The sequence below is a fragment of the Paenibacillus sp. FSL M7-0896 genome (assembly GCF_037975415.1).
Classification (GTDB): domain Bacteria; phylum Bacillota; class Bacilli; order Paenibacillales; family Paenibacillaceae; genus Paenibacillus_AQ; species Paenibacillus_AQ silagei.
This window is the reverse complement of sequence record NZ_CP150250.1, coordinates 5899381-5918625: the sequence shown is the minus strand read 5'-3', so window position 1 is coordinate 5918625 and position 19245 is coordinate 5899381. Positions and strand designations below refer to the sequence as shown.

General features: G+C 56.6%; 16 protein-coding genes and 1 riboswitch. Of the genes, 13 read left to right on the top strand and 3 right to left on the bottom strand.

Annotation, left to right across the window (positions count from 1 at the left end; genetic code table 11):
* The first annotated feature begins 2 nt into the window (after positions 1-2).
* Complete coding sequence (locus MKY12_RS25490) at positions 3-509, top strand: DUF2569 domain-containing protein (protein WP_339250839.1); 507 nt, start codon at positions 3-5, stop codon at positions 507-509.
* Positions 510-682: 173 nt separating this feature from the next.
* Here the strand turns inward: MKY12_RS25490 and asd are convergent, their stop codons facing one another.
* Together asd and MKY12_RS25480 are read right to left on the bottom strand one after the other, a co-directional pair.
* Positions 683-1474 carry an archaetidylserine decarboxylase gene (gene asd, locus MKY12_RS25485; protein WP_339250837.1) on the bottom strand — a complete coding sequence of 264 codons (792 nt, stop codon included), beginning with the start codon at positions 1472-1474 and terminating at the stop codon, positions 683-685.
* A 90-nt stretch (positions 1475-1564) separates the two neighbouring features.
* Positions 1565-2662, bottom strand: a complete 1098-nt coding sequence (locus MKY12_RS25480; RefSeq protein ID WP_209875988.1) for a YheC/YheD family protein — start codon at positions 2660-2662, stop codon at positions 1565-1567.
* 220 nt (positions 2663-2882) lie between these two features.
* Between MKY12_RS25480 and MKY12_RS25475 the strand changes: the two genes are divergently transcribed.
* The 5 genes from MKY12_RS25475 (at position 2883) to MKY12_RS25455 (ending at position 11698) form a co-directional block, all read left to right on the top strand.
* Positions 2883-7997 (top strand): WIAG-tail domain, encoded by a 5115-nt coding sequence (locus tag MKY12_RS25475; protein WP_339311419.1) that lies wholly within the window; start codon positions 2883-2885, stop codon positions 7995-7997.
* A gap of 353 nt (positions 7998-8350) precedes the next feature.
* On the top strand, positions 8351-9196 hold the full coding sequence (locus MKY12_RS25470; protein WP_339250831.1) for a glycosyltransferase: 846 nt from the start codon (positions 8351-8353) through the stop codon (positions 9194-9196).
* The gene (locus MKY12_RS25465) at positions 9193-10185 is read left to right on the top strand and encodes a glycosyltransferase family A protein (protein ID WP_245368361.1); all 993 of its coding nucleotides are present in this window, start codon (positions 9193-9195) and stop codon (positions 10183-10185) included. Before MKY12_RS25470 ends, MKY12_RS25465 begins: the two co-directional genes overlap by 4 nt.
* Positions 10182-10919 carry a glycosyltransferase family 2 protein gene (locus tag MKY12_RS25460; RefSeq protein WP_339250826.1) on the top strand — a complete coding sequence of 246 codons (738 nt, stop codon included), beginning with the start codon at positions 10182-10184 and terminating at the stop codon, positions 10917-10919. The genes MKY12_RS25465 and MKY12_RS25460 overlap by 4 nt, the downstream gene beginning before the upstream one ends.
* A gap of 47 nt (positions 10920-10966) precedes the next feature.
* Complete coding sequence (locus tag MKY12_RS25455) at positions 10967-11698, top strand: sugar phosphate nucleotidyltransferase (RefSeq protein ID WP_339250824.1); 732 nt, start codon at positions 10967-10969, stop codon at positions 11696-11698.
* Between the two features lie 808 nt (positions 11699-12506).
* Here MKY12_RS25455 and MKY12_RS25450 read toward each other — a convergent pair.
* Complete coding sequence (locus MKY12_RS25450) at positions 12507-13031, bottom strand: GNAT family N-acetyltransferase (protein ID WP_339311417.1); 525 nt, start codon at positions 13029-13031, stop codon at positions 12507-12509.
* A gap of 185 nt (positions 13032-13216) precedes the next feature.
* On the opposite strand from MKY12_RS25450, the gene MKY12_RS25445 reads away from it, so the two are divergent.
* The 7 genes from MKY12_RS25445 (at position 13217) to MKY12_RS25415 (ending at position 19244) form a co-directional block, all read left to right on the top strand.
* Entirely contained in the window at positions 13217-13597 is a 381-nt protein-coding gene (locus tag MKY12_RS25445; RefSeq protein WP_327196465.1) for a nucleoside-diphosphate sugar epimerase, read from the top strand.
* Positions 13598-13630: 33 nt separating this feature from the next.
* Positions 13631-13966, top strand: coding sequence for a hypothetical protein (locus MKY12_RS25440; RefSeq protein WP_036727122.1), 336 nt, complete (start codon positions 13631-13633; stop codon positions 13964-13966).
* Entirely contained in the window at positions 13963-14250 is a 288-nt protein-coding gene (locus tag MKY12_RS25435; RefSeq protein WP_036701531.1) for a hypothetical protein, read from the top strand. Before MKY12_RS25440 ends, MKY12_RS25435 begins: the two co-directional genes overlap by 4 nt.
* A 19-nt stretch (positions 14251-14269) precedes the next feature.
* Entirely contained in the window at positions 14270-14659 is a 390-nt protein-coding gene (locus MKY12_RS25430) for a hypothetical protein (RefSeq protein ID WP_036727124.1), read from the top strand.
* Positions 14660-14848: 189 nt separating this feature from the next.
* Positions 14849-15376, top strand: a complete 528-nt coding sequence (locus MKY12_RS25425) for a GNAT family N-acetyltransferase (RefSeq protein WP_235191942.1) — start codon at positions 14849-14851, stop codon at positions 15374-15376.
* A 156-nt stretch (positions 15377-15532) separates the two neighbouring features.
* A riboswitch (purine riboswitch) is annotated at positions 15533-15631 on the top strand.
* A 61-nt stretch (positions 15632-15692) separates the two neighbouring features.
* Entirely contained in the window at positions 15693-17036 is a 1344-nt protein-coding gene (locus MKY12_RS25420) for a 5'-deoxyadenosine deaminase (protein ID WP_339311414.1), read from the top strand.
* Between the two features lie 309 nt (positions 17037-17345).
* The gene (locus MKY12_RS25415; RefSeq protein ID WP_339311413.1) at positions 17346-19244 is read left to right on the top strand and encodes an LTA synthase family protein; all 1899 of its coding nucleotides are present in this window, start codon (positions 17346-17348) and stop codon (positions 19242-19244) included.
* Position 19245 lies beyond the last annotated feature (1 nt).

The following is a 19245-nucleotide window of genomic DNA, read 5'->3' as shown; positions in this document are numbered from 1 at the left end:
AGTTGGAAACAGAGGTTGAAAAAGAACCACATGTATATCCACCGCTACGGCCATCAGGTCTCGGAGGCTGGCTGGTGCTGGTGCAGATCGGATTAATCGCAACATTAATTCAAGTATCGTATCAGCTGTTGAACTACAATATTCCCAGCTTTAGCCAGGAGTATTGGGGGATTCTGGCATCCCCGCAAGGGGAAATGTACCATCCGCTCTGGGCGCCGGTGATTATATTTGAAGCGGCTGCGAACGGAGTGCTGCTGTTGCTTACTGTTTTTACTTTGATTTTGTTTTATCAAAAAAAGGCACTCCTGCCGCGTATGATGATTATCCTCTATTCCGTCAACCTGCTGATCGGGATCGTTGATTATGTGCTCGTGATGAATATTCCTGTTGCCAGTGAGCTGGAGGATGGAAGCAGTATGCGTGATCTGATTAGAGCGTTATTCACCTGTGTGATATGGACAGCCTACTTCCGGAAATCGGAGCGCGTAAGATACACCTTTATCCGGTAAAAAAGCCTGACGAACGCAACCTATGCGCTAACCCGGAAGCTTCATTTAGAGTTCAAAAAAACCCGTCCAAGGTACACGAATTCGTGTCCTTAGTCGGGTTTTGTGCTGTGCGGAAAGTGTAATCCTGTCCTATTATCAGTTGTGACGTTCGTGCAGGATCAGGTCCGGCAGAACTAGACCGGCCGCCGCATCTCTCCCAGCAGCTCGCCCATCTTCACCTTCGTATCCGGGGCCAGCCCGGGGCGCGGGGTGAAGGTGCCGCTCTCCATCAGCAGGACTACCGTGGAACCGAATTCGAAATATGCCAGGTCGTCGCCGCGCTGCCATTCTTTGGCCGTCTCATCAGTATAGCGGATACTGCTCACATTCATTGCGCCTACCTTGACCACGGCGGTCTCGCCATAGCTGCCGGCTATATAAGTAATCAGCCGTTCGTTACGGCTCAGGACACTCTTCATATGGCGCATGCCGAAATCATTCACGGGGTAAGCCCGTCCGCGGATATAATCGCTCTCCCTCAGCTGTCCGGTTAACGGGGAGTGAATCCGGTGATAATCGGTAGGGCTTAAGTAGAGGACGAAATAATAGCCTTTCTTGTACAGTTCGAGGTGTGGCGAGTGATTAAGCAAATCCTCCAGCGTATAATCCTGCCCCTTCACATTCATTATCGTGCCGCAGTTGATTTCGCCCATTGCCGTAATCATCGCGTCTACAGGACTGGCTACGGCATGCTCACCGCTGGCCACCGGGCGCATCCCCGGCTTCAGGCGGCGGCTGAAGAATTCATTCAGTGTACGGTATTCTCCGGCAGCCTTCTCCGCCTCGGCGGCAGGAATCTGATAGGAACGAATAAATACCGGAATCATAAGGCGGCTGAGTCTGCTGTGGGATAAAGCCCCCATCAACCTGGAAAGCCATCTGTGCGAGGATAGCTCGGTCATCAGCCGCAGCAATTGTTTAACCATGCCCATCTCCCTTCCATCATGCAGCAGTGTTATCCTGTGCCAAGGGACTCCACCCGCTCTGCATTATATTGACATAGAATAGGAGACAAATCAATAAGAGTTCATTCTTAATGCTTCTTCGTACAGATATCTGGCATAGCCCATAGGCTGGCGGTAGCTGTCTTTCCATACCCCGCGCAGTCCGGCCTTCTGGAAGCCGTAACGCTGGTCGCGCCCGTTGCATTCAATGAAATACAGCTGTCCGTGCTTCGTGACACCGATGTCCAGACCGATATCGGCCAGCCCCGGCAGACTCTTCTCCAGCTCACGGGCGAGGGCGAGACTGAGTGAGAGGACGGACATACGGATTCTGGCCGCCTCTTCTCCAGGGAATGCCTGCTCCAGGGCAAAAGAGGATTTCAGGGCTTCGCCTCCTCTGGCAATGTTCGATACAAAGCCACCTGGAGCGGCGAGCTTGGCGAACAGGCCGGTGACCTGCCACGCTCCGCCCCAGCCCCGCTGTACCGTAACACGCAGGTCAAAGGGGCGTCCGTTAATCTCGGCCAGCGGAATCCGTTCCTGGACCAGATAGGGCACAGAAGAGAGCCGGGCGCGGAGGACGCGGGGAAGGGCGTCCGGGTTAACGGATCTGCTAACCTTGCGTCTTGAGCCAGAGAGAGAGTAGCTCCAGAGCCAGCGCCCTTCGCCGCTGCGGGTGAGCCGCATCACGCCGTTACCCACGCTGCCCCGGCAAGGCTTGAGGATCAGATCCGGGTAGCGGTTCATCATCTCCCTCAGGCCGGAGAGTCCGCTTGCAGTGACCGGCAGATAAGCTTGCAGTTCGCGGCTGCGCTCCAGCAGGCCGTGAATCTGATCCTTGCCGTAGCGGTTGCAGCTGTTATAGACCTGAATTCCCTGCCGGAGCAGGCGCTCGACTCCAGTGCTGCGGGGATCATAGATTGCCCGGTTGTGGATGACCTCCGGCGTAGGGACGATTTGTCTGCGGTAGCCTTGCAGACCTTTCTTCATATAGACACTGCTGAAGCCGGACGCTACGTCGATGTCGGACAGCTTCACAAAGCAAGGGGTTAATCCGTATGCAGCAGCGGCCTCTTCATAGTTGGCCAGAGATTCCTGTCCGGTTTTTAACCGGGGAACGCCCCCGTGCATAGCGGCATTTAGCAGTATCCCAACGAGCTTTTGCCCCATGTTCGTTCCTCCTGTTATCTTGAAGTACTTCCCGGCTGTTTTTATGTCTCCTGTCATTGTATGTATGTACGTGCCCGTAAGGGTTGGACGGATGCGCGGCGGCAGATGCCCTTTTTTGAAAGGAGAAGATTGGATTACCGGCTAGGGGAAGGGTGTCATCCGCCCATGCTGCTGCATATGATGCCTAGAAGATACAATAGATGGAAGGAGGAGACTGCTTGTGAAGAGTCCCAAACGAAAACAGCAGCGAAGTTCCAAAAGACCGCTCTATTACGTGGATAATCCCGATACGACTGAACTTAGCATGTTGGACAGCAGTCCCAAAACACAACAGAACCAGGAATTGGAATGGGTGGAAGTGGCAGAGGGGGAAGACCTTGCCCTGCAGGTGAGCGGGGTGGAGATGCTGGAAGTGACCGCACCGCTCCAGCAGACTGTGCCTGCACCGGAGGGGAATCAGGGAACGGTGACGGAAGAGGGGCGCCAGCAGGAAGGCCCTGCTGCCCTGCTAGAAGCGGAGGTAACAGCTCCGCCGGAAAAAGAACGCCTGCAGCCCGTATACACCGATGATCTGTCCGATGGCGCCGTCACCGGTGCCAAGATTGCTCCACGGACCATTGACGGGTCCAGGCTAAAGCATGGCATCATCGGCACACCCTGGCTGCAGGACTATGCAGTGCAGAGCATCAACCTTGCGGACCGGGCGGTTACCTCCTCGAAGATAGCGCCGGAGTCCGTTACCGGTGAGCATCTGGCGGAGAGCAGTGTCAGCGGGGGCAAGCTGCTGGATCACTCCATCGGCGGCGAGAAGCTGAAGGATGGCAGCGTCGGTCCGGAGAAGCTGGCAGACCGGATGATCAGCGGAGGACATATTGCCGATGGTGCCATCAGCAGCCGGCATCTCAGTGAGTTCATTATCACAGCGGAGCTGCTGGATGATGGGGCAGTGACTGGTGAGAAGATTCTCAGCAGCAGTATTGACAGCCGCCATCTCAGTAACGGCAGTATTGACCGCTCTAAGCTTGCTGACGAAGCGGTGTCCGCCGACAAAATCGCCGATGGCGAGATCAGCGGTGTCAAGCTGGGTGATGCAGTGATCGAGAGCCGTCATGTGGGGGAAGGCGTCATTACCGCGAGGCATCTGGCCCCGGGTGCCATTGGACGGGAACAGCTGGCGGCGCGCCTGATCGGCAAGGAGCAGCTTCAGCCCGGTATTATTGAGAGCGGGCATCTCGCAGATGGGGCAACCGGGTCCCGGCAGATCGCGGCGAAAGCTATCCGCAGCCAGCACATTAACCCGGAGAGCATCCATGCCGACCATATTGCCGAAGGTGAAGTTGGCAGCCGTCATCTGGCGGACCGCAGCATTTCTTTTGTGAAGCTGGCGGACGGCGCGGTAGGAACTGCACAGCTGATAGAGCAGGCGGTCACCTCTTCCAAAATTGCGGATCAGAGCATTCTCGCTCATAAGCTGGCTGACGAAGCCGTGATGACGCGCCATATTGCGAAATCTGCCGTGCGCAGTGCGCAGATTGCCGCGCAGGCTGTCACTTCGGCTCATCTGCAGCGCGAAGCTGTGGATAATTCTCATCTGGCTGCAGAATCTGTAGGCTCTGCCCAGCTGCAGGAGCAATCCGTCCTGACCGGCCATCTGGCCAAAGGGGCAGTTACGGAAGAACAACTGGGGTATGAATCCGTTACAGGAGAGCATATTAGCCCCCAGAGTATTACCGCAGCCAAGCTGGCGGACGGCAGCATCATTACCGCCAAGCTGGCCATGGGCGCGGTCGGGAGTACGATTCTGGCAAAAGAAGCGGTCAGCGGTGAGCATATTGCGGTCTGCGCCGTGGAGGAGAAGCACCTGGCGGATGGCAGCATCAGCGGGCGGGTGCTGCAGGAGGAGGCTGTAGACGCCAGTCATCTGGCATCCGGCGCCATCGAACGCCGGCATTTGGGAGACAGCAGTGTGACTTCATCCGCGCTGCAATCCGGTTCGGTAACGGCAGATAAGCTGTCCTCCGGTGCCGTCAAGGAGGCCCATCTCACTGCTGCGATTGTACAGCCGCATCATTTGGCCGACTATGCCGTCACTTCGCTGAAGCTATCGCCGGAGAGTGTCTCAACGGATAAACTCGGTGATCTGACCGTCACTTCAATTAAGCTGGCGGACGGCAGTGTAAGCGCGGAGAAGCTGGCAGCCTCAGCAGTGCAGACTGAGCATCTGTCGGCAGGCGCGGTCGGCCCGGATTCGCTTAAGGATACGTCTGTGCAAGGCAGACATTTGGCGGCTGGCAGCGTGGGCGGAGCACATATCCGGCCGATGTCGATCGGCAACGGACATCTTATTCCAAGCTCTGTCTCATCGATCCAGATTCAGGATGGCAGCATCAGCGGCACTAAGCTGGCCGAGGGGGCGATAGCTTCCCGTCATCTCACTCCTGGCAGTGTAGGCGGAAGCGAGCTGGCTGAGGCTTCAGTGGAAGGGCGGCATCTCGCGGATGGTGGCATTAGCCTGGCGCATCTGGCAGATGAGGTCCGCAGTGCGGACCTGCTGCCCGACGGAAGCATTGGCGCAGAGAAGCTGGCAGCGGGTGCTGTAGAGTCGGTTCACTTGGCTGGAGCGAGTGTTCAGGCCGTTCATTTGGCGCAGGCAGCGGTGGAAGCCCGGCATATCGGTGCCGGAGAGATTACGCTGGCCCATCTGGCCAAAGAGACGCGCAGCGCGGATCTTCTGCCGGATGGCAGCATCGCAGGCAGCAAGCTGGGGGCAGGTGTGGTAGGGGCCTTCCATTTGGCTGCAGGCAGTGTGTATGGCGGCCACCTGGCTGCGGATGCAGTAAGCAGCCGGCATATCCGCGCCGGCAGCATTCAGCTCAGTCATCTGGCTTCCGATACGCGGGGCGCGGACCTGCTGCCGGATGGCTGCATAGGCGGAAGCAAGCTGGCTGAAGGCGCAGTGGATTCGCAGCATCTCCAGCCGCAGAGTGTGGACGCAGAGCATCTTGCTGGCGGAGTAATTCAGGAGCGTCATCTCGGGGCGGGGATTATCCGGCTGACGCATTTGGCTGAGGAAACGAGGAGTGCGGAGCTGCTGCCGGATGGCAGTATAGGTGGAAGCAAGCTGGCTGAAGGCGCAGTGGATTCGCAGCATCTCCAGCCGCAGAGCGTGGACGCAGAGCATCTTGCAGACAGAGTAATTCAGGAGCGTCATTTGGGCTCAGGGATTATCCGGCTGGCGCATCTGGCTGAGGAGACGAAGAGTGCGGACCTGCTGCCGGATGGCAGTATAGGTGGAAGCAAGCTGGCCGAAGGCGCAGTGGATTCGCAGCATCTTCAGCCGCAGAGCGTGGACGCAGAGCATCTTGCCGGTAGAGCTATCCAGGAGCATCACTTGGGCTCAGGAATTATCCGGCTGGCGCATCTCGCGGAGGAAACCAGAAGTGCAGAGCTGCTGCCGGATGGCAGTATAGGTGGAAGCAAGCTGGTTGAAGGCGCAGTGGGTTCGCAGCATCTCCAGCCGCAGAGCGTGAACGCAGAACATCTTGCAGGCGGAGTAATCCGGGATCGCCATTTGGGGCCGGGAATTATCCGGCTGGCGCATCTCGCGGAGGAAACTAGAAGTGCGGAGCTGCTGCCGGATGGCAGTATTAGTGGAAGCAAGCTGGCCGCAGGTTCTGTGGGCTCTATCCATTTGGCTTCCGGCAGCATCTACGGAGGTCACCTGGCGCCTGAAGCCGTGGATAGCTGTCATATCCGTCCCGGCAGCATCGGCCTGGAGCATCTGGCCCAGGATGCCCGGACCTCTGAGCTTTTGCAGGATGACAGTATTACAGGGGGGAAGGTTGCTCCTCACAGCATTGGAACCAGGCATCTGGCGGAAGGGGCAGTGGGAAGCTCAGAGCTTCAGGATGAGGCGGTGGATGGTTCTAAAATCTCTTCCTTTGCCATTCAGTCCCGGCATCTGGAAGAAGACAGCGTGCAGAGCTACCACATTGTTCAGAATGCGGTGAGCGGGGATCATCTGGCGCCTGATTCAGTGGATAGCAGCCATCTCCGCGCGGGCAGCATCCAGCGTGAGCATCTGGCCGAGAATACGCTGACCTCCGAGCTGCTGGGTGAGGGCAGCATAGACGGCAGTAAGCTGGCACCAGGAGCGGTGGGCTCTAATCATCTGGCTCCGGGCAGTATCTACGGAGGCCATCTGGCTCCCGGAATCGTTGACGGACGTCATATCCGTTCTGGTAGTATAGGCCTCGAGCATCTGGCCGGGGATGCGCTGACCTCCGAGCTGCTCCCGGACCATAGTGTTACCGGAGCGAAGCTTGCGATTCACAGCGTCGGCACCGGGCATCTGGCTGAAGGTGCGGTAGGCAGCACTGAGCTGCAGGACGAGGCGGTGAAGGCTTCCAAAATCGCTTCCTTTGCCGTCCAGTCCCGGCATCTGGAAGAAGACAGCATCCAGAGTCATCATATTGCTCAGGGTGTAGTGAACGGAGATCATCTGGCGCCTGATTCAGTGGATAGCAGCCATCTCCGCACGGGCAGCATCCGGCGTGAGCATCTGGCCGAGAACACGCTGACCTCCGAGCTGCTGGGTGAGGGCAGTATAGACAGCAGCAAGCTGGCGCCAGGAGCGGTGGGGCCTAATCATCTGGCTCCGGGCAGCATTTACGGAGGCCATCTGGCTCCCGGAATCGTTGACGGACGCCATATCCGTCCTGGTAGTATAGGCCTCGAGCATCTGGCCGGGGATGCGCTGACCTCCGAGCTGCTCCCGGACCATAGTGTGAACGGAGCGAAGCTTGCGATTCACAGCGTCGGCACCGGCCATCTGGCTGAAGGTGCGGTAGGAAGCACTGAACTGCAGGATGAGGCGGTGAAGGCTGCCAAAATCGCTCCCTTTGCCGTCCAGTCCCGGCATCTGGAAGAAGACAGTATCCAGAGCCATCATATTGCTCAGGGTGCAGTGAACGGGGATCATCTGGCGCCCGGATCAGTCAATGCGGAGCATCTGTCCTTCCATCCGGTGCAGAGTGTCGGGAACCGCGAGGTTTTGCAGCAGTTCGGGATGACGGCGTTCATGTTCAATGGTGAGGCGGAGAGTGTGGAGGTGACGGTTTCTTTTGACGAGAGCTTCGGCCATACCGGCTATGTGCTGGTTGCCATGGCTAACCAGCCGTACTTCCATGCCTCGCTTAAGAACAGAACGGGCGGAGGAGCGACGATTGAGGTGGTACGGCTGCGCGAGACCCAGCATTTCTATGGCGTGCTGTCGTGGATTGCGCTCGGTACTCCGCTGGTCAAACCTGCTGTGGAGCATCGTGCTTTTGATTGATTGAGGGCAGAATAGATTGTACATGAGGCGCAGCCGTGGGTTGCGCCTTTTGTGCATGATTACGCCAGCATTTATAGGCTTCACGCTATTCATTTCTGCTAATTGTACAAGCAGGGAGGCCGGGAGAAGTGTCGTAGCTGCTTTAATATACTCCTGTTGCTGATGATCGGAAGTGTTCCTCCTCCTGTAAGCGCTCTCCTGTGGTGGCCTATTGCCGGGTGGAGGCGCATAGCGGCATTTGTCCAATTATCTGCGCTCAGGGAGACACTTGCCGTTACCGGGGGTGGCGGGATACATAGACTATGGTGTAACCCTCAGCCCGGGAGCAGCCCTGTGAAGGAAGGTGGATGAGCATGAAAAGAAAAGGAGCATCTGCCCGCCGCACGGGGCGGCGGGCAACCCGGACAACACGGCGGCCGGTGGCAAGGCCGGTACGGCCTGCTGTACTGCCGCCTGCGGTGAATCATCCGCAGCCTGAGGTGTCGGTTATTATTCCGGCCATGAATGAGGCGGCGACGATTGCCGCAGTGATTGCCGGAGCCAGAGGCGTTCATCCCCGCTGTGAGGTTATTGTGATTGTTAACGGTTCTGCGGATCAGACCGCAGATATTGCGCGCTCCTGCGGAGCTAACGTAATTGTGTATGAACAGCCGCTCGGACACGATGTCGGGCGAAGCGTAGGCGCGGAGGCGGCGAAGGGAGCGGTTCTGCTGTTCACTGATGGGGATCTGGTGATCCCCGCCTCGCGTCTGCGTCCCTTCGTGAACGCGGTCAGCGGCGGAGCGGATCTGGCCTTGAATGATTATTCCGGCCCGGTCCGCAGCAGATTTCCGCATCCGGTGGTGTTATCCAAGCATGTGCTGAATCTTCTGCTCGGAAGGTCTGAGCTGAAGGGCTGCTCCTTGACCGCCGTTCCTCATGCGATTAGCCGCAGGGCGCTAGATGTTCTGGGCAGCGGTCTGCTGTCGAGGCCGCCGCTCGCACATGCGCAGGCAGTACTGGAGGGTCTGGTTGTGACGGCGGTGTATAACGTGCCTGTGGGCAGGATGAATGCGGTCCGCCGGAAGCACAGCGGCAGTGATCTTCTGCAGGAGGCTATCCTCAGAGACCACCTGGATGCTGTAGCAATGGTGCTGGAACGCAAGGGCGGCCGGGCTGGCTTCGGGGACGGCATCCGGCGAAGGGAGATGGTGAGATGATGGGAGCGCGGGAAGTATCCGTCAGCGGCCGGTCTTCAGCGGGGCGTACTGCTCCTGGAAGCAGCGGCTCTACAGGCCGCTCCGCCAGACGCAGCGCAGTAGTGCGTGGAGGCGCAGCTAAGCGGCGGTCCGCGAAGCGCCGCAACAAGCCTGCGGCGGCGGGCCCTGGCCTCTCCCGGTCCAAGCGGAAGCCCGCTTCCGGGCGTAGGGGCCTGTCCCTGCCGGCATCTCAGGGTTCGCTGTCGGTCATTATCTCGGCCAGGAATGAGGAGCAGACGTTGCCGAAGCTGTTGGAGCAGGTGGAACGCCTGAAGCCGCAAGAAATTATTGTTGTGCTCAATGGATGTAATGACCGCAGCTTTCAGCGGACCCGGCTATGCGCTCAGGCAAGTATAGTGTACATTCCGGAATCTGCCGGACATGATGTGGGACGTTCTCTTGGCGCCAAGCTTAGCCGGGGAGATATCCTGTTGTTTCTGGACGGCGATATGGTGATCTCCGCCGGGCAGCTGTCCTCTTTTGTGGCTGCGGTGGACCGGGGGGTGGATGTGGCGCTCAATGACCTTGATCCGCTGCTGCCGCCCTTCGGGCTAAGTGATGCGGTTACCCGCTGCAAGCTCTACCTGAATCAGGTTCTGGGCCGCCCTGATCTTGGAGCAAGCTCCATGACGGCGGTTCCGCATGCCTTATCCCGCCGGGCGCTGGAGAGAATCGGCTACCGCGAGCTGATGGTGCCGCCTCGGGCGCTGGCGCTCTCCATTCTGGGCCGCCTGCGGGTGGAGAAGGCCGGAGGGGTGAATGTGATCAAGCAGAACCGGCTGCGCCAGGGCAACACGGGTGCCGGGAATGCTATGGAGCAGCTGATTGCCGGTGATCACGCGGAAGCCCTGGTCTGTGTGATTGCCCACCAGCAGAGCAGCGGGCAGCTGTCGGCCGATAATTTGCTGGAGCACCGCCGGCAGATTGCCGCCTGGAGGAACGCGTTATGACAATGACGAGCATTATTATTCCTACGTATAACAGGCTTGGGCTGCTGCGTTCCTGCGTCGAATCGATCAGAGCGCATACCCGGTCAGCCTATGAGATTATTGTAGTGGACAATGCCTCGGATGATGGTACCGAAGCCTATTGCCGTGCCAGCAAGCTGAAGTTCATTTCCCTCCCGGAGAACCGCGGTTTTCCGCTGGCCTGCAATATTGGGCTTCAGCTGGCTGCGGGGGAGGAGCTGCTGCTGCTGAACAATGACGTCATTGTGTCGCAAGGCTGGCTGGATAATCTGAAGAGCGCTTTGTACAGTGCCTCCGATATAGGGATTGTCGGACCGGTGACGAATTATGCCAGCGGACAGCAGCAGGTACAGACCGGCTATACCGATATTGCAGGGTTCCATGCCGAGGCACTCCGGGCCAATATTCCTGATGCAGCGAAGTGGGTGGAGACCCGAAGGCTTGTAGGTCTGTGCTTTTTATTCAAAAGACAGCTTATGGACGCGATCGGCCTGCTCGATGAACGATTCTCGCCGGGCCATTATGAGGATGACGATTACTGCTACCGTGCCCGGCTGCAGGGATACCGGCTGCTGATTGCCGGAGATTGCCTGGTTCATCATGAAGGCAGCGCCAGCTTCAAGGAGGTCTATTCCGCCTCATTGCAGGAGCTGGTGGAGCGCAACCGCAGGTTTTTTATAGAGAAATGGCAAGTGGACCCGGCGCAGTTCATCTGAGGCCGCTGGCCGAAGGCAAAAGACGTAGAGAAAGAGGAGGAACGTAAGTGAAAGGAGTCATACTGGCAGGCGGAACAGGAACAAGGCTATACCCGCTCACCCGGCTGATGAACAAACATTTGCTTCCGGTCGGCAAGTACCCTATGGTGTGCTACGGGATCGAGCGGCTGCGCCAGGGGGGGATCACCGATATTCTCCTGGTCATCAGCAAACAGTCCGCAGGACAGTACACTGACTTTTTGGGCAGCGGCGCTGAATTTGGCGTATCCCTGACTTACAAAATCCAGGAGGCGGCAGGCGGCATCGCGGAAGCGCTGGAGCTGGCGGAAGGATTCATCCTGCCGGGGGAACGGTTTGTCGTGCTGCTGGGGGATAATCTGTTCAAGGATAGTCTGGAGCCTTACGTGAAGAGTTATCTGCAACAGCCGGCGGGTACCGCGAAGGTGCTCCTGAAGCCTGTCGAGGATGCGCGCAGATACGGAGTTCCGGTGTTTGACAGCGCCGATGCCTCCCTGATTGCTTACATTGAAGAGAAGCCGGAGCAGCCGAAGACGAAATTCTGTGTTACAGGCATATATATGTACGATGAAGCTGTATTCGATATCATCCGCCGGATTTCGCCTTCCAGAAGGGGCGAGCTGGAGATTACTGATGTGAACAACCTGTATGCTGCCGAGCGCAAGCTAAGCTATGATGTGCTGCAAGGCTGGTGGAGCGACGCGGGAACCTTCCAGTCTCTGCGCGAAGCCGGAGATAAGCTGAGAGATACGCTGCCCTGAGGGGCGGCGTTTTTTTTGGTAGGTGAGGGCGATTATTGAACGGGGTGGAAGGGGGGAGAGCGGGTGAGAGGGAGAGGGAAGAGTAATTAGTTGGTCTACATAGGAAGAGGAAGAGGAAGAGGAAGAGGAAGAGGAAGAGGAAGAGGAAGAGGAAGAGGATTGAAGGAAACTTGAGTGGTAAAAGGTAACTAAAGGGATAAATCCCATAGAATTCGCCGGAAGTGGGCTGGCGGCTGGAAGGAGAGGGATAAATCCCTCTGAATTCACCAAAAGTCGGCGCTGGGCTAAAATGAAGAGCACAAATGCCCCTGAATCGGGCAAAAGTTGGCGTTCGGCTGAAATGAAGAGCACAAATGCCCCTGAATCGGGCAAAAGTCGGCGCTGGGCTAAAATGAAGAGCACAAATGCCCCTGAATCGGGCAAAAGTTGGCGTTCGACAGAAATGAAGAGCACAAATGCCCCTGAATCCGGCGAAAGTTGGCGTTCGGCGGAAATGAAGAGCACAAATGCCCCTGAATCCGGTGAAAGTCAGCGTTCGGCAGAAATGAAGAGCACAAATGCCCCTGAATCCGCCGAAAGCGGGCGCAGGGGTCGAAAGTCGGTTCTAACTCCCCCGGCGGGCAGTGCAGCCGTTTCAGCATGCAGCCTTTTACTTAACCCCCGTAGCATACAGCCCTGGGTTTATAGTCTCCAGCTTGCAGCCTTCAACTTATCGCCCGTAGTCCGCAGCTTATCGCCTCAGCATGAGCCCCAGCATATCGCCCTTAGCATGCAGCCCCCAGCTTGGTAGCCACCCAACTCATCACGATCAGTCACTGGCTGGCCGAGCGATTCTCCACCAGAACAAATCCTCGGTCTCGCGGTACAGCTCCGCACCCAGGTGCTGCAGGACACGGTGGGAGGCGAGGTTGTCCTTCTCGGTATCTGCAATGACCCAGCGTGCGCCGGGATGGCTGAAGATCCAGGCGGTGATCTGCCGCAGCGCTTCTGTGGCATAGCCCTGGCCCCAGTATCTCTCGTCCAGGACATAACCAACGATGACCTCTCCTTGCTCGTTCGGGCGGCCTTTGAGAATCAGGAAGCCGATGAGCTGCCGCTGCTCCCGGTGGATGATGGCCCACATGGTCAGCCAGCAGTAATTCTCTTCATCCTGTAGTACCTTCGCATGCCTGACCCGCATCGCATAGCGCATCTCTTCATCGTCCATGAGGGTTGCGGTTGCCGTCACGTTCAGGCCCAGCGCCTGCTCCAGCCCGGCGTAATCCGCTAAGGCTAACGCCAGCTCGGGTGCGCTCAGAGGAGATAGGTCCAGGTGTTCACCTGTAAGTTTCATAGATTGCCTCCAGTTCTAATCCGGGTACATAGATGCGGACATACACCATTAGGATGTGTTTTCAGCCAAGCATAGTCTGCCGTCCTGTTCCTTGTCAATATGCTCCAGCTTGCAGCCTTCTCCGTACCTTGAAGCGGAAGTTGACACGGGGATTCGAACGTTGAAATTAATGGTCATCTTGCGGCATGTCCCAGCCCAACTTGCGGCGCTTCTCCGGCACCGTCAAGGCGGATGCCGCATATGCTGTAGCAGGGCGTTTGAGCAAAGGAGACATGAAGGTGCAGAGTAAAATTACAAAAGTCCTGCAGCACATGGCCCATACGCACGAACAAATGGCACGGATTCTCGACGCCGAACGCCACGTAGCCGTCCGTATGTCGCAAATAGTTCACGATCTGCCGGATGCGGACCCTGATTTCGGCGGATTCAGTGGGCTGGTGGAAAGCTCAGGCCAAGTCAACAAAAATATCATTGCTTATCTCAATGCACTTGCTGATCTTGAAGAGGCGATGGCTGAGGGAGTAGGCAGGGTCATCAAGGAATTAAACGGTCAGGAAGAAGAGTAAGGGTAACGTGTAACCTGAGCAAGGAGGCGGAGGATGAGCAGAGAAAAGGCATATCTGCAAATGCTGGAGTCGACCGCTGCCATCCAGTGGAACATCGCGATGATTCTCGAGGCCAAAGCGGTGGAAGCGGAAAAAGTGAAGCAGTGGACCCATCATCATATCCACGCTAGAGCGTTCGACTCCCACGAAGACCAGTTGAAGGAATCCATCTCTATTCACGAGGTAATCGTGGAAATGGTAGAGGGGCTGACGAAGCTGGAGAACGGGCTGTACAGCAATCTGAAGGCGGTGCTGGGCAGCGGGGAAGACGAGGGCGGCGATTTCGGCGGGGATGGCGAGGGCTTCAGCTTCGGGGACGACAGCAAATGAGCGGCGGGCTGCTCTCCGAACACGCCGTCAAGCTGGAGATGATCCGCTCGATCGCCCGCAGCCAGGCAGCGCTTGCAGCCATCCTCGAGAGTATTGCTGAAGTGACGGGGCAATCGGAGCTGACAGCCCGCAAGCTGAGCGACAATATCAGGATTCTTAGCGGGTACCAGAGTTCGATGTGCCGGATGATATCCGGTATTTCGCTGCATGAGCCCAAAGAAGGAGTGCCTGCAGCCCCCTGGCTGAGCAAGGTCTGCTCAGAGGGGACCGCCAGAAGTAGATGAAGTACAGGAGGCGTAGATGATGAAGAGAAAGAGACTGGGCAAGCTTGGTTCCACGGGCAAGGGCAAGAGACGCAGACCGCTGCTGTCGCGGAAGACACGGATACGCAAAGGTCCCGGACGCAAATCGCGCAAGGGTCTGCCCGGTAAGCCGGGGAAGAAATCCCTGCAGCTGCGCAAAAAAAGAAGGCTCCGCCGCCGGTTACGCAGGGTGCGCGCTGTGCAGGTCATACCGGCAATCGAAACACCATTGGTGCCGCAGGTGATTCCGCTCCCCCCGGAGCTGGGCGTCCCGCCGGAACTGCCGCCGGGAGACGCCTATCAGCAGGGCTACACCGAAGCATACAACGTGGGGTTCGACGCCGGTTTCGCCAAGGGCTTCGAGGACGGGCATAAGCTGGAGCTTGGCTGACAGAGCCGCAGGAACAGCAGCGGACCAGGGCTGCGGTTATATAGGGGCTGGCGCATATTGCGCCGCCCCTATAGCACATGGGGAACTTTGGGATAAGGCGGGCTCTCGGAATTTCCGGCCGGATATGGTAGACTTCTTAACAGAATCTTTACCGGGGTCACTATTCAGGCAGGAAAGCGGGGAACACACATGATGGGTAATGAGATACGAAGAGCGCGGAGTGAGGAAATCCAGGAGATTATGAATCTGATTGCCGAATGTGTACAAGTTATGCAGGCAGGCGGAAGCGATCAATGGGATGAAGGGTACCCTAACCGGGAAGTCATTAGTGAAGATATCGGTAAGGGAACCTTATTTGTCTGCCTGGAGCATGAGGCGATTGCCGGGATTCTTGTGCTGGATGAGAACCAGGCGGAGCAATATGCAGGCATTGAATGGGAACAGCAGCAGGGGCCGCATCTGATCATGCACCGGCTCGCAGTACATCCCGAGATTCAGGGCAGAGGGATTGCCCGGCGGCTGATCGCCTTTGCCGAGGAATTCGCCCGCAGCAGCGGGTATAGAAGCATCCGGCTTGATACATATGCGAAGAATGACAGGGTGCTTAAGCTGTATCCTTCGCTCGGGTATTCGCAGAGAGGCGAGATTTGTTTTCCCGGCCGTACCGCTGCTTTTCCGGTGTTTGAGAAGGTGCTGCCAGATAATATGGAGAGATAATTTCTGCTAAAGTCAGTTAACATCACATTGAAGTCTGATTTTCTATTGTGAAAATGTTGATTCATGCCCTAAACTCACTTTATCGAATAATAATGTTAGCTTTAATAACTCTTATTGACATGAAAGTTGTCTTTGAATTATGATGGGATTATTCATAAGTAATTGAATAGTCCTTTTCGTATATCCTTAATAATTGGTTTAAGGGTCTCTACCGGGAACCGTAAATTTCTGGCTACGAAAATATGCTGAGGCATATTTTTGTGGCCTTTTTGTGTTACAGGCAGCCGGATATCAACAAGACTAGGGGGAGAAGACAATGGCGAATATCCTGATCAAGCATGCGGAGATTATTACGATGAACAAGCAGGAGGACATTATATACGGTGATATCCGCATCAAGGGCGATCTGATTGTGGAGATTGGCACCGGCCTTGAAGTGAATGGGGATGAGGATGAGCTAGTCATAGACGCCAAGAACCGGACGGTCATCCCCGGCTTCATCCAGACGCATATTCATCTGTGCCAGACGCTGTTTCGCGGCAAAGGGGATGATCTGGAGCTGATGGACTGGCTGCGCAAGCGGATCTGGCCGCTGGAGGCGGCGCATGACGAGGAGTCACTGTACTATTCTGCCATGCTGGGCATTGGGGAATTAATCACCAGCGGCACAACGACCATCGTGGATATGGAGACGGTACATCATACGGATTATGCTTTCCAGGCGATTGCGAAGAGCGGTATCCGCGCCTTGTCAGGGAAGGTCATGATGGACCGGAAGAACCCCGATGCACCGGCGGCCCTGCAGGAGGAGACGGCGGCTTCGCTGCAGGAGAGTGTGGATCTGCTGGAGAAATGGAACGGATACGCGAACGGCCGGATTCAGTATGCTTTTTCCCCGCGGTTTGTCATTTCCTGTACGGAGCCGCTGCTGCGGGAGGTGCAGAGCCTCTCGGCCCGTTACGGGGTGAAGGTGCATACCCATGCTTCCGAGAATTTGGGAGAGATCGAGCTTGTGCAGGCGATGACCGGTATGCGCAATGTCGTTTACCTGGATCACCTGGGGCTGGCTAATGAACGTCTGATTCTGGCTCACTGTGTCTGGCTGGATGAGCAGGAAAAGCGGATTCTGCGGGACCGCGGTGTTCATGTCAGCCACTGTCCGGGCTCGAACCTCAAGCTGGCCTCCGGCATTGCTGATACGCCTGGTATGTTACATGACCATATTCACCTCAGCCTGGGTGCAGACGGCGCGCCCTGCAACAATAACCTGGATATGTTCAACGAGATGCGTCTGGCAGCAGTCATCCAGAAGCCCGCGCATGGCCCGACTACGATGGATGCCCGGAGCGTCTTTCGGATGGCGACCATCGGGGGGGCGAAGGCGGTCGGGATGGAGGATCAGATCGGCAGTATCGAGGTCGGCAAGAAGGCAGATCTGGCTATCCTTAATCTCTATAATTTCCATACCTTCCCCTCCTATGATGTAGACCCGATCTCGCGGATTGTCTACTCGGGCACCCGTGCCGATGTGGAGACAACGATGGTTGACGGTGAGATTCTTATGCACACAGGGCGGCTGAAGACCATCGACAAAGAAGTCGTGCTCCATGAAGCGAACCTTTCGATTAAAAGATTACTGGGCAGCGCGCGGCTATCCTGAGCGGTAGGGGCTCCACGCCAGTTGTTCCAGACAAACTGACTATAGTGACCGGAGGCATGATTGCAGCCTGGACCAGAAGCATCTCAGATTCAAACTGTAGCCATGCAGGGGACTTTGCGCCTCTGCTTTTTTTGTCCGGATAATGATAATGACCTTAATGAACCTTTTCTCCCGCTCAGTTGTTTAATAGGGTGGCCCTCTTTTGATTCCCTTTACAAGTATTGCTATACTAGAGCAACGTGAGCTTTTTACAGAAATAAGGAATTAATTTTACACCACTATTAATGAAGAGAGTAAGAGGGGATGGCAATGAGAGAGGGCAAACCTGCGTCTGCGCAGGTGCATTTCTATATCGTGGCGGGACTGCTGTGGCTGAAGCTGCTGCTGTTGAGAGGGCTGTTCTTTGACCGGATTGCCTGGGAGTGGATCGCTGCGGATCTGGCGCCGGTGCTCCTGCTGCTAGGTGTGCTGGCTGTAATTACGCCTCGGCGGATGAGAAAAGGGGTCTTCTGGACCTTCAATGGCTTATTGTCGCTGCTGCTCTTCGCGGCCAGTGTGTACTTCAATCACTTCGGCTCGGTGCCTACCTATCTGGCGCTCTATGAGCTGAACCAGGTCTTTCAGGTAAAAGAGAGTGTGGAATCTACGATTGAGTGGGTCGATTATCTGTTTTTTGCCGATCTGCTGATAGTGATAATTTATTCGCTCTTCCGTAGATGGAAAAGAGGCCCTATGCGCTGGCAGCGGGGCAGTCAGCCTGCAAGCAGAACCCGGAGCATCTATCTGGTGGTGCTGCTGGTGGCAATCATAGGGGGCGGCTCGCTGTCGGCGTATTCGATTCATTCGGCCAGGGAAATTACCAATGAGCTGGTTCAGGCGGAGACGGCCGGATTCCTGAATTATGAGGTGGTGGCAGCGATCAAGGCCCGGGAGGATAACGGCCTCATCGGGACCGGTGATCTTCAGGAGACGATAGCCAAGGTGAAGTCACTGGAGGCTACCTATCCATACAAGGCTGTGACAGGCGGTCTGCCTGAGCATTTCGGATCGCAAAAAGGGAAAAACGTCATCATCATCCAACTGGAGGCGTTCCAGAATTTCCCGCTGCATCAGTCACTGGAGGGTCAGGAGCTGACCCCGGTGCTGAATGGTCTGGCCGGAGAGGGCTTCTATTTCCCGCATGTGTATCAGCAGGTAGGTCCGGGCAATACATCGGATGCGGAATTTATGAGCAACACCTCGATTTATCCGATCGCTTCGCTGGCCATGTCCACAGGCTTCGGGGACCGGCAGCTGCCGGGACTGCCGCGGCTTTTGCGGGATAAGGGGTATGAGGCGTACACGTTCCATGTGAATAAGGTCGGCTTCTGGAACCGGAATGAGCTGTATCCGGCGCTTGGCTTCAACGGCTACTATGACAAAGGCTCCTTCAAGAATGACCATTTCAATTCGTTCGGGGCTTCCGATGAGCAGCTCTATGCTACTGCCGTGGAGAAGCTGGCGGTGCTGCATCAGAAGGGTACGCCTTTCTACGCCCAGCTGGTGACGGCCTCCAGCCATCATCCGTTCAAGGTGCCGGACAGCTTACGCCGCATTCAGGTGCCGGACAAGCTCCAGGGTACGATGCTTGGCGATTATCTGAGCGCGGTGAACTATACGGATTATGCGATAGGCACACTGATTGACGGATTGAAGCAGCAGGGCATGTGGGAGGATACCGTGCTGGTGCTGTACGGTGACCATTTCGGCCTGCAGCCGAAGGACGTCCCGGCGGAGCAGGTGGAGGACGCGCTGGGCATCAAGTATGATGACCGGATCAGCCGGTTCAACATTCCGCTCGTGATCCACGTGCCCGGTATGAAGCAGGGACAGGTTGTGGAGCGGACCGGCGGACAGCTGGATGTGCTGCCGACGGTAGCCAATCTGCTCGGGGTATCGCTGAAGGACGAAGGGTTCACGGCGTTCGGGCATGATTTGCTGAATGTGGACCGTAATGTGGTGGGCATGCGCTATTATTTGCCGACAGGCTCGTTTTTTAATGATGAAGTATTGTTTGTGCCCGGTAAGAGCTTCTCGGACGGTGAGGCGGTCTCGCTGGATACGCATGAGCCGGTGAAGGATTTCAGTGCCTATCAGAGCGATTACGACTATATCCTGAAGCTGATGGGCTTATCTGACGAATATGTGAAGCTGCTTCCGCAGCGTTAGG

Bases quoted from the DNA above. Each gene is read 5' to 3' on its own strand.
- asd (WP_339250837.1), bottom strand. From the start codon at position 1,474: ATGGTTAAACAATTGCTGCGGCTGATGACCGAGCTATCCTCGCACAGA.
- MKY12_RS25480 (WP_209875988.1), bottom strand. From the start codon at position 2,662: ATGGGGCAAAAGCTCGTTGGGATACTGCTAAATGCCGCTATGCACGGG.
- MKY12_RS25470 (WP_339250831.1), top strand. From the start codon at position 8,351: ATGAAAAGAAAAGGAGCATCTGCCCGCCGCACGGGGCGGCGGGCAACC.
- MKY12_RS25465 (WP_245368361.1), top strand. From the start codon at position 9,193: ATGATGGGAGCGCGGGAAGTATCCGTCAGCGGCCGGTCTTCAGCGGGG.
- MKY12_RS25460 (WP_339250826.1), top strand. From the start codon at position 10,182: ATGACAATGACGAGCATTATTATTCCTACGTATAACAGGCTTGGGCTG.
- MKY12_RS25450 (WP_339311417.1), bottom strand. From the start codon at position 13,031: ATGAAACTTACAGGTGAACACCTGGACCTATCTCCTCTGAGCGCACCC.
- MKY12_RS25445 (WP_327196465.1), top strand. From the start codon at position 13,217: ATGTCCCAGCCCAACTTGCGGCGCTTCTCCGGCACCGTCAAGGCGGAT.
- MKY12_RS25440 (WP_036727122.1), top strand. From the start codon at position 13,631: ATGAGCAGAGAAAAGGCATATCTGCAAATGCTGGAGTCGACCGCTGCC.
- MKY12_RS25435 (WP_036701531.1), top strand. From the start codon at position 13,963: ATGAGCGGCGGGCTGCTCTCCGAACACGCCGTCAAGCTGGAGATGATC.
- MKY12_RS25430 (WP_036727124.1), top strand. From the start codon at position 14,270: ATGAAGAGAAAGAGACTGGGCAAGCTTGGTTCCACGGGCAAGGGCAAG.
- MKY12_RS25425 (WP_235191942.1), top strand. From the start codon at position 14,849: ATGATGGGTAATGAGATACGAAGAGCGCGGAGTGAGGAAATCCAGGAG.
- MKY12_RS25420 (WP_339311414.1), top strand. From the start codon at position 15,693: ATGGCGAATATCCTGATCAAGCATGCGGAGATTATTACGATGAACAAG.
- MKY12_RS25415 (WP_339311413.1), top strand. From the start codon at position 17,346: ATGAGAGAGGGCAAACCTGCGTCTGCGCAGGTGCATTTCTATATCGTG.